Source organism: Salinispirillum sp. LH 10-3-1 (genome assembly GCF_030643825.1).
Lineage (GTDB): Bacteria > Pseudomonadota > Gammaproteobacteria > Pseudomonadales > Natronospirillaceae > Salinispirillum.
This window is the reverse complement of the sequence record NZ_CP101717.1, coordinates 144,971-157,021: the sequence shown is the minus strand read 5'-3', so window position 1 is coordinate 157,021 and position 12,051 is coordinate 144,971. Positions and strand designations below refer to the sequence as shown.

14 protein-coding genes are annotated in these 12,051 nt (G+C 53.5%); 4 read left to right on the top strand and 10 right to left on the bottom strand.

Going from position 1 to position 12,051, the window contains the following annotated elements; translation table 11 throughout:
- Positions 1-56: 56 nt before the first annotated feature.
- The gene (locus NFC81_RS00730; RefSeq protein ID WP_304995620.1) at positions 57-1,874 is read left to right on the top strand and encodes a flagellar brake protein; all 1,818 of its coding nucleotides are present in this window, start codon (positions 57-59) and stop codon (positions 1,872-1,874) included.
- An 8-nt stretch (positions 1,875-1,882) separates the two neighbouring features.
- Here NFC81_RS00730 and NFC81_RS00725 read toward each other — a convergent pair whose 3' ends face one another.
- The 3 genes from NFC81_RS00725 to can form a co-directional block, all read right to left on the bottom strand.
- Positions 1,883-2,338, bottom strand: a complete 456-nt coding sequence (locus NFC81_RS00725; RefSeq protein ID WP_304995619.1) for an EVE domain-containing protein — start codon at positions 2,336-2,338, stop codon at positions 1,883-1,885.
- A gap of 2 nt (positions 2,339-2,340) precedes the next feature.
- The gene (locus NFC81_RS00720; RefSeq protein ID WP_304995618.1) at positions 2,341-3,216 is read right to left on the bottom strand and encodes a transporter substrate-binding domain-containing protein; all 876 of its coding nucleotides are present in this window, start codon (positions 3,214-3,216) and stop codon (positions 2,341-2,343) included.
- A gap of 69 nt (positions 3,217-3,285) precedes the next feature.
- On the bottom strand, positions 3,286-3,945 hold the full coding sequence (gene can / locus NFC81_RS00715; protein WP_370529919.1) for a carbonate dehydratase: 660 nt from the start codon (positions 3,943-3,945) through the stop codon (positions 3,286-3,288).
- Positions 3,946-4,071: 126 nt separating this feature from the next.
- Between can and NFC81_RS00710 the strand changes: the two genes are divergently transcribed.
- On the top strand, positions 4,072-4,230 hold the full coding sequence (locus NFC81_RS00710) for a hypothetical protein (protein WP_304995616.1): 159 nt from the start codon (positions 4,072-4,074) through the stop codon (positions 4,228-4,230).
- Positions 4,231-4,285: 55 nt separating this feature from the next.
- Here the strand turns inward: NFC81_RS00710 and speD are convergent, their stop codons facing one another.
- Together speD and NFC81_RS00700 are read right to left on the bottom strand one after the other, a co-directional pair.
- Positions 4,286-5,086 carry an adenosylmethionine decarboxylase gene (gene speD, locus NFC81_RS00705; RefSeq protein ID WP_304995615.1) on the bottom strand — a complete coding sequence of 267 codons (801 nt, stop codon included), beginning with the start codon at positions 5,084-5,086 and terminating at the stop codon, positions 4,286-4,288.
- A 156-nt stretch (positions 5,087-5,242) separates the two neighbouring features.
- Positions 5,243-6,007 carry an exodeoxyribonuclease III gene (locus NFC81_RS00700; RefSeq protein WP_304995614.1) on the bottom strand — a complete coding sequence of 255 codons (765 nt, stop codon included), beginning with the start codon at positions 6,005-6,007 and terminating at the stop codon, positions 5,243-5,245.
- A 213-nt stretch (positions 6,008-6,220) separates the two neighbouring features.
- Between NFC81_RS00700 and pyrE the strand changes: the two genes are divergently transcribed.
- Entirely contained in the window at positions 6,221-6,865 is a 645-nt protein-coding gene (gene pyrE, locus NFC81_RS00695; RefSeq protein ID WP_304995613.1) for an orotate phosphoribosyltransferase, read from the top strand.
- A gap of 148 nt (positions 6,866-7,013) precedes the next feature.
- Positions 7,014-7,712 (top strand): TVP38/TMEM64 family protein, encoded by a 699-nt coding sequence (locus tag NFC81_RS00690; protein WP_304995612.1) that lies wholly within the window; start codon positions 7,014-7,016, stop codon positions 7,710-7,712.
- Between the two features lie 102 nt (positions 7,713-7,814).
- On the opposite strand, the gene argC is transcribed toward NFC81_RS00690, so the two are convergent.
- From argC to coaBC, 5 genes are read right to left on the bottom strand one after another with little or no spacing between them, the layout of a single operon-like run.
- On the bottom strand, positions 7,815-8,765 hold the full coding sequence (argC, locus tag NFC81_RS00685; protein WP_304995611.1) for an N-acetyl-gamma-glutamyl-phosphate reductase: 951 nt from the start codon (positions 8,763-8,765) through the stop codon (positions 7,815-7,817).
- Between the two features lie 3 nt (positions 8,766-8,768).
- A complete protein-coding gene (gene slmA / locus NFC81_RS00680; protein ID WP_304995610.1) occupies positions 8,769-9,380 on the bottom strand; it encodes a nucleoid occlusion factor SlmA in 612 nt (203 codons plus the stop codon).
- On the bottom strand, positions 9,380-10,291 hold the full coding sequence (argB, locus tag NFC81_RS00675) for an acetylglutamate kinase (RefSeq protein WP_304995609.1): 912 nt from the start codon (positions 10,289-10,291) through the stop codon (positions 9,380-9,382). The genes slmA and argB overlap by 1 nt, the downstream gene beginning before the upstream one ends.
- A 28-nt stretch (positions 10,292-10,319) precedes the next feature.
- The gene (gene dut / locus NFC81_RS00670; protein ID WP_304995608.1) at positions 10,320-10,781 is read right to left on the bottom strand and encodes a dUTP diphosphatase; all 462 of its coding nucleotides are present in this window, start codon (positions 10,779-10,781) and stop codon (positions 10,320-10,322) included.
- Between the two features lie 3 nt (positions 10,782-10,784).
- Entirely contained in the window at positions 10,785-11,987 is a 1,203-nt protein-coding gene (gene coaBC / locus NFC81_RS00665) for a bifunctional phosphopantothenoylcysteine decarboxylase/phosphopantothenate--cysteine ligase CoaBC (RefSeq protein WP_304995607.1), read from the bottom strand.
- Between the last annotated feature and the right edge of the window lie 64 nt (positions 11,988-12,051).

Sequence of the window (12,051 nt, the reverse complement as noted above, 5' to 3'; positions counted from 1 at the left end):
ATCAAATACGCGATCACATTCAGCCAGTTTTTGGCAAGGACTCAAGAGGTAAGCGGGTGGACACACAGGGCACCGAAGGCCAGTTTATCAAGTCATCGAGCGAAATCGCTCGATTGCTGAGGCACGTCCAGCAAAAGTTGTCACCGGTCACTATTTCATTCTCTGGCATGTCCCGCACGCTGACCAGCTACGTGATCAGTGTCGATGGTGAAAAAAAGAATTTCTTAATAGACGAGGTACTTCCCGCTAATCACAATGCCCTGATGCAAGAAGGACGGGCTTTTAATTTTGAGTCCTACTATGACGGGTGCCGCCTGCGTGGGCGCAACGTGAAAGCCAGCGCTCAGAAAGACCAAGATGGTAATTTAGTCTACCTAGTCCCATTCCCTAATGAAATTCACTACTACCAGCGGCGCCAATCGTACCGTGCTACAGTACGTGTGGCGCTCAATATATTTGTTCGGTTGTTGGACGACAACGGCAATCTTATTCGCGGCAAGTTACGCGACCTATCTGCTGAAGGCTGCAAAATCGAAATCGACGGGTATTACGTTGATGTACTTACGGAAAAAACTGAGCAAAAGCCGGTACGGATGCTGTTCCCCAATAATACTGAAATCAGCTTGAATTTGATCATGCGCCACGTCTTCTATGATGAAGCCCGCAAGCAGACGCACTGCGGGTGCCAATTCAAGGATTTGACACCACATGAAGATGACGATGTGGCAAATGTTGTCAGCGACTTACAGCGCGACCACATTAACTTTGTCAAAAATGGTGGCCTTGTTTCAGGCATTCCAGCACGCTTTCTCCCACCAGACACTGCATCCGAAAAGGCGGCGCTAGACAGCAAACTGGCAGCAGGGGGAGATCCTGAAGCACCGCCGCCGCCACCGCCGAAGCAAAAATCACAGAAAGACAAAGCGCGCGCACTGCGCGCACGCACTGCCGCGGACAGGGACTATCGTACAGCGCACCAAGCCGGTGTTTCTGCCGTGCGTGCGCTCGTCGCTAAGTTGCGTGGCGAGCAAGAGTTACCCATTGATCAGGCCATGGAAGCCGCCCAAGACTTAGCCGAAGTATGGAGCAAAGACCGTCAACAGCTGATGCTTCTGACACGCGTGCGCAGTGCTCAAGACTACTTGTTCGAACACTCAGTCAGTGTGGGCCTAACTCTGGCTGATCAAGTCATCCGTGGCCAGGAAAAAGACGATACCGAACTGCTGAAGCGCCTGATCTTCGCAGGTTTGACACATGATCTCGCCCGCGCCATGCTGCCGGACGGTGTACAGGATACTCGTATCAAGCTACCACCTGATCGATCAGCGCAACTGCAAAAAAATGCACATCAGGTACGGAGTGTGCTTACAACCCTACCCCAAGTGCCGCGCGAAGCTATTATTATCGCTACGCAAAACTACGAGCGCCTAGACGGTTCAGGTATTCCTGACCGACTGACGTCGGATGAAATACACCCTTTGGGTAAACTGGCCGCGGTGGTTGATGTGTTCGACATGCTGAGTAATCGCGTCGGCCGCGATGTCTATTACCATCCCGTTTTGGCATTCAAAGCGATGCTGAACATGCCCAAAGAACTGGATAGCGACATCGTGAAGCGCCTGATTCGTACCCAGGGGCTCTACCCACTGGGTAGCGCGGTGAAACTGGACAATGATCACGTCGGGCTGGTCATGCGGCATAACGATGATAACAAACCATCGCATGTGCGGCTGGTCTACAACATACCCGACGACACCCAATTTCCGCCTCGTGATATCGACCTGACAAACGACGCGGTCAACGTAGAAGGCCCTGCCGACCCAATCAAACTCGGCTTAAGTAATTCTTTGCTACGCTTGCCACTGCAGCAGTAATGATCCTATTAGCTCAATGACAGAACGGCATGCCACTCGCTTTCAGTAACGGGAGACACGGACAGTCGACCACGCTTCAACAAGGCCATATCTACCAGCGCGCTCTGTTTTTTAAGCAAAGCCAATGGGATGATGGTCGGGAATTTCTCCACAAAACGCACCTGCCGCAAGTACCATCGAGGCTTGTCCGCTGTTGCCTTTGGATCGTAATACGGGCTCTCAGGGTTAAATTGCGATTCGTCTGGTACAGCCTCTGAGATAATCTCTGCGATACCGGCTACACCGACGTCCTTACAGCTGCTGTGGTAGAACAACACACGGTCACCTACAGACATATCATGCCACATGAAATTACGCGCCTGATAATTACGCACGCCGTCCCAAGGCTCACCATCGGCTCCGCGACTCCGTAAGTCATCGATGCTGAACGCGTCTGGCTCGCTTTTCATCAACCAGTAGTTCATGGTTAGTCCTTTTCATATTTAAAGCCGTCAGGATAAAACCAAAGCGTTGGGTCTTCCAGTGGCGTCTCAGGGGGCAGTAGCGGATTACGCAGACGGATAATGTGACGTTCATTGAGGCGCGCCCGAGCGATATCGGCCCCGTGGTAGCGCTGAAATATTTCTTCAAACGAGCCGTCAGTAATCATACGGCGCAGCCCAGTTTCCAACCGATGCGCTAAGGCATCATTGCCGCGCGCGACAAACAAGTAATAGGGCCATGGATAATACAGCAGCAAATCGCGCTCAACTGCCAAGCCCGGCAGATCTTTAACACGGTCCTCTAACTCCGCAAACACTTCACCGACACCACGCGGAAACATATCTACTCGCCGAGCGTGCACCATGCGGAATTGGCTTTCATATTGTGAGGTTTCCACACGAATACCGTTGGCTCGATAAACCTCCACATCCCCCCAGCCAATGCCCTGCACAAAGGTTAGCTCTTGTAAGTCAGACAGCGAGCGAATGGTGCTGAAACGTGGCTGTTCGGCTTCATTGATCAGCGCGATGCGATAACTCAATAGCCCACGCCGCAAAGGAATACGCACTGGCAACAATGCTTGTTCACGCTCAACGGAGGTAGACGTCCAGATGACATTGGGAAACCGACCTTGCTCGAGTTCCCGAGCGTAGCGCGTAGAGGACATACTGTCTGACATGGGCTCCATGCGAAACGGGCCAAAGTCGTCAACAGTGCGCTCCAACGCAACACGCAACAACTCTTGCAAGTCGTCAAAGCGACGATCCTGTGGTGACTCTGGCGCTGGATATACGATCAGCGTCTCGGCCAGCACTACCAACGGCAACATCACGACCAAACTAACAACGAAGCGTAACATGCGAGATGACCTTGCTGCTTACTGCTTTAGCTCATTATAGTTGTTTAGGCGTCACGTGCAGAACTTTACTCAGCCGCCAGTTTTCATCGGATTGTCCGGAGTGTTCATATGATAGATCGCTGGCAAAGCCGCTGCACCACTTTGGGTGACATCTAAGTCCTGTAAGATGCCGTCCTGAATTGCGTATATCCAGCCGTGCAGATGCAATTCCTGCTCTCGCGCCCATGCCCGTTGCACGGCTTTCGTTTTGGCGAGATTGTTTACCTGTTCTGCGACGTTCAGTTCGCACATGCGATCCAAAAGCTTCTGTTCGGGCAACCCTTTTAAGTCGGGTTCATGCCGCGCATACAGGTCCTTGATCGAGCGTAGCCAGTTATCTACGATGCCGTACTCCTCGTTCGTCAACGCCGCCTGTACGCCACCACAACCGTAGTGTCCAGCGACGATGACATGCTTCACCTGTAGGATATCGATGGCGTACTGAACCACGCTTAGACAGTTAATGTCCGTATGCATGACCTGGTTGGCGATATTACGTTGCACGAAGATTTCACCGGGAGGCAAATTGACGATTTCGTTTGCCGGCACACGGCTGTCTGAACAGCCAATCCATAAAATCTCGGGCTTTTGCTGTGCCGCCAAGCGAGAAAAGTATTCAGGATCACCCTCCAATTTGCTGGCCGCCCACGTCTGATTCGCTAACAACAGATGGTTAAGGTTGTCCATGATGGTTCTTTCTCCAGAGTCCTGATTATTAATGCTGCGATTCTTTCAGCAAAATGCCTAGGGTCTAATCGCTCTTCAACAAAAAGACCTATGCCATGGCCCATGCATGACCGAACATAGCGGCATAATGTGATACATTCTGACACTTGGCCTGTCTCGTTTTTGCGCCTCAAGCGCGAGGGCATTTTACACCACGCCTATGTCAGCTCCGGCTTTCTGCATCCTGCCGTGGAAGACTGGGTACTGATCAACGCACCCGGCACAACCACCGCGTGGCAACTCAACTAGCCAGACAAAAAGAAGCCCGCTGCTGCGGGCTTCTTTAATGCTCCCTGTACCAGGGTCAGCGTGGACCGTCACTGAGATTGCGGGAGTAGAAAATCTCCTGCATTTCTTTGTGTAAGCGACGCTGAATCTCAGCCAACTCGTCTTCTTCAAATTCGTTCGACCCGGCACCGAATAAATATTGTTCAATGTCGAAATTTTTCATCATCATTTTCGTATGAAAGATGTTTTCCTGATAGACGTTCACGTCGATCATCTCGAACTTTTCTTTGGTGTCCGCATCCATGTAATTCTGAATCGAATTAATTTCATGGTCGATGTAGATCTTCTTACCGTCTTCCATGCGGGTAAAACCACGCACGCGGTAATCCATGATCACGATGTCAGAATCAAACGAGTGAATCAGAAAGTTCAGCGCCTTGAGCGGTGAAATCAAACCGCAAGTCGATACATCGATATCGGCGCGGAAGGTGCTGATGCCACTGTCCGGGTCACTTTCTGGGTACGTGTGTACTGTAATGTGACTCTTGTCCAGGTGACCCACGACGGACTCCGGCAATGGGCCAGGCGTCGCCGTCATCTCTTCCGGTGTGGGATCTACGGGGTGTTCGGCGATCAGAATGGTGACACTCGCACCCTCAGGTTCGTAGTCCTGACGGGCGATGTTCAAAACATTGGCACCGATGATCTCGGTCACCTGCTCAAGAATAGCCGTCAGGCGATCTGCATTATACAGTTCATCGATGTATTCAATGTATTCCTGACGATGACGTTCTGTCTTAGCATAAGCAATATCATAGATATTGAAGCTGAGTGACTTGGTTAGGTTATTGAAACCATGCAGTCGCAATTTTTCCATTCTTCACGTGCCCTCCGGACCTCAGGGTGTATCTGCGCTGCGCTTTTTTATGGCGCGGCAATAATTGGGGGCGCAATTATGGAGAGTTTTACCCCCCCATGCCAGCCATTGTGTGCGAAATACACAATATTTCAACACACGGCCTACAGACACTGATCAGTCGAGATCGTAATCGACTTCCAACAGGCAATGTGGCGATACCCGTGGCTCAGTTATGATACGGGTCTCGAAGACGTAGTCAGCCAGATTCGGTGTGATGATCTGATAATCCAAGCGCAAACCATTGCGCTGCGCTTCGTCATACGGCCACCAAGTATGCTGTTTCTCACGACGGTTGACCAAACGGAAGGCATCAACATAGCCCAAGGGACCAAATACCTGATCCATCCAAGCGCGCTCTTCCGGCAGGAAGCCAGACGACCGTTGATAATCCTGCCAGTTGCCCAAATCAATAGTACGGTGGGCAATATGGAAGGTGCCCGCAAAGATAAACTCACGGCGCTTGCGACGGGTTTTCTTCAAATGGTTCAAGAAGCTTTCCATGAACTGAAATTTCAGCTCTTGCTCATCCTCATCGTCCGCGGTCACACGCGGAAAGAGCACCGAGCAGATACTGAACTTCTCAAAATCAGCCTGCAAAAAGCGGCCTTCCATATCGCACTGCGGGAAGCCTAACCCACGAATCACCGCTTTGGGCATTTCTTTGGCATAGATGCCAACCCCACCTTGTGCTGGATCGTCGGCATCAAAAAAGAACGCGTGATAACCCGGCACTTCCATCAAATGATCAGGGATGTCGCGTTCGCGGATTCGAATGTCTTGTACACACACTACGTCAACATCAGAGTGCTCTAGCCAATGCACGAAACCGCGATCAGCTGCGTTCACCAATCCATTGACGTTGATACTGACAATTTTCATGCAATTACCTAAGGAACCCATTTCTTGTTAGAGGCGTGTACACTGAAAGCAGCGCTGTTATGGTGTATTGTAAGCTGCTCGCCACCCATTGTCACAAGCGTTTATACTGTCTGTGTTCAGTAAACCCAAACCTTACTCTTCAGAGGCAGAACATAAACACGGATTCATACAGTCTGCTGCCTCTCTCAGCAAGTTAATACGGACCCATCAGCAATGCAAACCTACCAACGCGACTTTATCGAATTTGCTCTCCAACGTGGCGTACTGCGTTTTGGCGAATTTACCTTGAAATCCGGCCGTACGAGCCCCTACTTCTTCAATGCGGGCTTGTTTCAAACCGGCGAAGACCTTAGCCGACTGGGCGATTTCTACGCTGCTGCGCTGCAAAACAGCGGCCTGAAATACGATTTATTGTTTGGCCCGGCTTACAAAGGCATCCCACTGGCGAGCGCCACCAGCATTGCGCTGTATCGCAATCATCATGTGAATACGCCGTATGTGTTTAACCGCAAAGAGAAGAAAGACCACGGAGAAGGTGGCAGCTTGGTTGGCGCACCGCTGCAGGGCAATACCGTCATCATCGACGACGTGATTACCGCCGGCACAGCGATTCGTGAAGTGATGGACATCATCGCCGCTTATCCGGAAGCCCGCCTCAGTGGTGTACTGGTGGCGTTGGACCGCCAAGAACGTGGTAAAGGCGAGCGTTCCGCCATTCAGGAAATAGAAACCGATTACGGCGTACCCGTCGTATCCATTGTGACGCTCAACGACTTGCTGGCGTTCTTGCAAGAGCAAACGGGCATGGCCGAGCATTTAGCGGCGGTGCAGGCTTATCGGGATAAATACGGTATTTAGAGCCGATTCGGCCAGAGGGCTGGCCTCCTACAAGAACCACCCGTAGGAGGCCAGCCCTCTGGCCGAAGTTATGGATAACGTCTACCGAGGATGGGAACTTTTCTCTTTGTCTGCACTCTTAGAGGAAGCAACTTATTAGGAACCTTCCATGAAAAAGCTCGTCCTCTTTGCCGTGATCGCTTGTGCCATCGGTGCCTATTTTCTGTTTGATCTCGGCCAGTACTTCAATCTAGCCTATTTGAAAGCCCAACAAGACCAACTGAATGCGTTCTATGAAGCGAACCGCGCCCTGACGATAGCGCTCTATATGCTGATCTACATCGTGATGGCGGCATTGTCGTTACCCGGCGCGGCCATCATGACCCTAGCGGGCGGGGCGGTGTTCGGCCTGGCGACGGGCTTAGTTGCCGTGTCGTTCGCCAGCACCATCGGGGCTACCTTGGCGTTTCTGGTGGCGCGCTTCTTGTTTCAAGACAGCTTACAGCAGCGCTTTCCGCGCCAACTGGACGCCATTAACAATGGCATTCATCGCGATGGGGCCTTTTATCTGTTCACCCTGCGCCTGGTGCCGCTGTTTCCGTTTTTTGTGATTAATTTGCTGATGGGTCTGACCGGCTTGCGGGTCTGGACATTCTACTGGGTGAGTCAGGTGGGGATGCTTGCTGGCACAGCGGTGTACGTGAATGCGGGTACGCAGTTGGCGCAAATCGATTCGCTCAGCGGCATTGCATCGCCAACGCTCTTGCTGTCCTTCGCCTTGATCGGCGTATTCCCGTTGGTCGCCAACAAGCTGGTGCAGTGGTTGAAACGCCGGTCGAGTGAAGCGAAATCCGTCAAGCAAGGGTAGGCGCAGGGAGTATGCCTCAAGGCGCGACTCCCGGCCTGCCGTGGAGCGCCGGAGGCATACACCCTAGAGCCTACTAAGGACCTAAACGGAGGATGCTCCGCCCTACAGTGAGGTATCTTCCGACAACCCCAACATAATGTTCATATTCTGCACCGCCGCACCAGACGCCCCCTTGCCGAGATTGTCCAAACGCGACACCAGCAAAATACGCTGATCGCTGCCGAACACAAAGATCTCATTCCGGTTGGTATCGTTCGCCGCCTGCGGATTCAGGAATCCGCCATCAACGCCGCCTGCGGCGTCATAAGGCATCACTTCAACGAAGTGGCTGTCAGCGTAGTGCTCGGCCAGGGCGTCGCGTACGCTGGCGGCATCACGCTGCTCCATCATCAACTGGGCAGCGTGCAAAGGCACCGTCACCACCATGCCCTTGTAGAACGGCCCAACGACGGGCGTAAACACCGGCGGTAACGCCAAGCCACAGACGTTCTGCATCTCAGGCAGGTGCTTATGGTTCAATGACAAGCCATAGTGCGACGGGCCCAGCAAGCGCGCACGCGTTGCCTCGTCGGCGTCTTCGTAGGTGGCTATCAAGGCTTTACCGCCACCACTGTACCCAGTCAGCGACTGACAACTTAAGGGCGACGATGGGTGCAACAAACCGCGTGCTACCAACGGTGCCACCAGCAAATTAAAGCCGGTGGCGTGACAGCCGGGGTTAGACACACGCGTGCTTTGGGCGATGCGCTGACGTTGCTCCGGGCTGATTTCTGGCAAGCCGTATACCCAATCAGGGTCGGTGCGGTGCGCCGTGCTGGCGTCAATCAGACGAGTATCCGGATTGGTTACTAACGCCGCTGATTCTTTCGCAGCAGCATCCGGCAAACACAAAAACGCCACATCGGCTTCGTTCAATAACGCCTGACGAGCAGCCGTGTTCTTACGCTCATTGGGATCAATTTCCAGCAATTGTACGTCGGGGTGTCTATCCAGACGCTCTTTAATCTGCAGACCCGTTGTGCCTTCTTGCCCGTCGACAAATACCTTAACCATTACTTACACCTCATCTGTCTGGGGTACGACACCAAAAATAGCGCCCGACAATACCGGCCACTGATCATCCCAACCCGCCGTGGGCGGCTTCTCAAACTGGCTGCGCACAAACTGCGCAATGCGCCCTTCCACCACGGCCAACAACAAATTCGCTACCAGCGCTGGTTCGATGGGCGTGTACAACTCTTCGGCCAAGCCGGACTCACGAATGATTTGCTTAAGCTGCAATTCAACGCGGTCAAAAAACTGCGCCACGCGTTGGCGCAGACGGTCCACTTCGCCCGCTAACGCATCGCCCACCATAATCCGGCTCATACCGGGGTTACGCTCGGCGAAAGCCAACAACAGGCTCAATACCGCGTAACAACGCGCCACGGCACGCGGCTCTTCAGCCAAAATTCGATTGATGCGAGTGAAGATAGTCTCTTCAATGAACTCAATCAGTCCCTCAAACATCTTTGCCTTGCTGGGAAAGTGGCGATACAACGCCGCCTCGGACACCCCGACTCGTTCCGCCAACTTGGCGGTGGTGATCTTGTTGCCCGCACCCTGCTCCAGCATCTCCGCCAGCGCCTGCAGTATCTGTTCCTTGCGTGAAAGGCCTTTGGTCGTCATCAGTCTAACGTACTCTCGTCGTTGGTGATGAGGGTACCAACACCCTCGTTTGAGAACACTTCCAGCAATGTAGCGTGCGCTACCCGACCGTCAATGATGTGTGCACTGTGCACGCCGCCGTTCACGGCTTCCAGCGCACAACGAATTTTCGGCAGCATACCGCCATAAATGGTGCCATCGGCGATCAGGGCGTTGACGGCCTCGGTCGACAATCCCGTCAGCACATTGCCTTCTTTGTCCTGCACGCCGGAAATATTGGTCAGCAGAATCAGTTTCTCTGCGCCCATGGTTTCCGCCAATTTGCCCGCCACAAGGTCGGCGTTGATGTTGTAGCTGGTGCCGTCGGCGCCGACACCGATCGGGGCGACGACGGGAATCATGTCACTGTTCAGCATCAAATTGATCAGACTCGGATCAATGTGCGCCACTTCGCCCACATGCCCTATGTCGATGATTTCCGACGTTTCGAGGTCGGGCGACATCTTGCGTACTTTGAGGCGCGTGGCGCGAATGGTTTGCCCGTCCTTTCCGGTCACACCGACGGCACGACCGCCGTTCTGGTTGATCAAATTGACGATCTGCTTGTTCACCAGCCCGCCCAGCACCATCTCGACGACATCCATGGTTTCGCCGGTGGTTACGCGCATGCCATCCACAAATTCCGACTCAATGTTCAAGCGCTTTAAAAGGTCGCCAATTTGCGGCCCGCCGCCGTGCACCACAACGGGGTGAATGCCCACGGTTTTCAGCAGCACCATGTCGCGCGCAAAACTGGCTTGCAGGTTCTCGTCGACCATGGCATTGCCGCCGTACTTCACAACCAGTACTTTACCGGCAAATTTCTGGATGTACGGCAGCGCTTCACTGAGTACACCAGCGAAGTTCAGGGCGTCTTTTCGGGTGAGAGGCATGTTCTTCCTGTGTTCCTGATCGGGAGAATTAGTGTTTACCGGTGTGACCAAAACCACCAGCACCGCGCTGGCTTAAGGTGAATTCCGATACGATGTCAAAATCGGGCTGTAACACCGGCACGATAACCAACTGCGCGATGCGTTCACCCACTTCGATGGTAAAGGGCTCCTGACCACGATTCCAACAAGACACCATCAATTGCCCTTGATAGTCGGAGTCGATCAATCCCACCAAATTACCCAACACAATTCCGTGCTTATGACCTAAACCGGACCGCGGCAAAATCATCGCGGCGTATTGTGGATTCGCCACATACATGGCCAAACCCGTGGGAATCAGCTCGGTCTGGCCCGGCTCCAGGGTCAGCGGTCGCTCAAGACAGGCTCTCAGGTCGAGCCCAGCGGAACCTTCGGTAGCGTAGGTAGGCAGCGGAATGCTATCGCCTAAGCGAGGGTCTACGATCTTTATCTGTACCGAGTGCAAACTCATCGTTCAATCCTTAGTAAACAAAGCCAGCAGTGCACTGGCGAGTTGTGTCTTGCTTTGCTGTGGCAGATCCGAGCGCAGCCCATTGCGCCCGAACACCACCACCTGATTGTCATCACTGTTGAAGCCGATGTCGGTACGACTGACGTCATTGGCGACAATCCAGTCTAGATTTTTGCGCGCCAGTTTATCACGCGCATACTGCTCAACGTCTGTGGTTTCAGCGGCAAAGCCCACTACGGTCGTTGGACGACGCTTATGCTGCGCCACGCCCTGAATAATATCTGGATTCTCTGCCAACTGCAGTGTCCAAGCCTGATCAGACGCCTGCTTCTTGTGCTTTTGGTTGGACGTATTGACCACATGATAATCGGCCACCGCCGCTGCGCCAATAAAGAGATCGGTCGCAGGCGCATATTCTTCGGCCGCCGCCGCCATATCACGCGCCGAAATAACGTCGATACGCCTTACGCCGGCAGGCGTAGGCAAATTAACGGGGCCGCTGATCAACACCACCTCAGCGCCTTGGCGTGCAGCTTCCGCGGCCAAGGCATAGCCCATCTTGCCAGAGCTGTGATTGGTCAGGTAACGCACCGGGTCAACGGCTTCCCGTGTCGGCCCGGCGGTTATTACCACCTTCTTTCCCTGCCATGCGCCGGAAGCCGTAGCCTGCTGTTCGAGCTGAGCCACGATGGCATCGGGCTCCATCATGCGCCCCGCACCCACATCGCCACAGGCCTGTTCTCCAGAGTCCGGGCCCAACCACAGTGGCTGATACAAGTCGGTCAGTGCCTTTATGTTACGTTGGGTCGCTACATTGGCCCACATCTGCTGATTCATGGCCGGTGCAATGGCCAAGGGCGCCTTGCTGGCCAAGACAACGGTGGTTAACAAATCATCTGCCATCCCGGCATTCAAACGCGCCAAGAGGTTCGCCGTAGCGGGCGCGAGCAGAATCAAATCCGCCCAGCGCGCCAATTCAATATGCCCCATGCCTTGCTCAGCCGTTTCATCGAGCAATTCGGTGCGCACGGCACGACCGGTCAGCGCCTGAAACGTCAGCGGCGTAATAAAGGCTTCTGCACCCGCGGTCAGGATCACCTGCACCTCGGCACCGGCCTTGATCAGCCCGCGCGCCAGTTCAGCACTCTTATAAGCTGCAATGCCACCACTGACACCCAGCAAAATGTGTTTTCCGTGCAATTTCATGCTGTTTCCTCTTGCACTGCGCGCACCCGAATTCAACAATACGGGCAGAAGGATACTATTTCGA

Bases quoted from the DNA above. Each gene is read 5' to 3' on its own strand.
- NFC81_RS00725 (WP_304995619.1), bottom strand. From the start codon at position 2,338: ATGAACTACTGGTTGATGAAAAGCGAGCCAGACGCGTTCAGCATCGAT.
- NFC81_RS00720 (WP_304995618.1), bottom strand. From the start codon at position 3,216: ATGTTACGCTTCGTTGTTAGTTTGGTCGTGATGTTGCCGTTGGTAGTG.
- speD (WP_304995615.1), bottom strand. From the start codon at position 5,086: ATGGAAAAATTGCGACTGCATGGTTTCAATAACCTAACCAAGTCACTC.
- NFC81_RS00700 (WP_304995614.1), bottom strand. From the start codon at position 6,007: ATGAAAATTGTCAGTATCAACGTCAATGGATTGGTGAACGCAGCTGAT.
- pyrE (WP_304995613.1), top strand. From the start codon at position 6,221: ATGCAAACCTACCAACGCGACTTTATCGAATTTGCTCTCCAACGTGGC.
- NFC81_RS00690 (WP_304995612.1), top strand. From the start codon at position 7,014: ATGAAAAAGCTCGTCCTCTTTGCCGTGATCGCTTGTGCCATCGGTGCC.
- argC (WP_304995611.1), bottom strand. From the start codon at position 8,765: ATGGTTAAGGTATTTGTCGACGGGCAAGAAGGCACAACGGGTCTGCAG.
- slmA (WP_304995610.1), bottom strand. From the start codon at position 9,380: ATGACGACCAAAGGCCTTTCACGCAAGGAACAGATACTGCAGGCGCTG.
- argB (WP_304995609.1), bottom strand. From the start codon at position 10,291: ATGCCTCTCACCCGAAAAGACGCCCTGAACTTCGCTGGTGTACTCAGT.
- dut (WP_304995608.1), bottom strand. From the start codon at position 10,781: ATGAGTTTGCACTCGGTACAGATAAAGATCGTAGACCCTCGCTTAGGC.
- coaBC (WP_304995607.1), bottom strand. From the start codon at position 11,987: ATGAAATTGCACGGAAAACACATTTTGCTGGGTGTCAGTGGTGGCATT.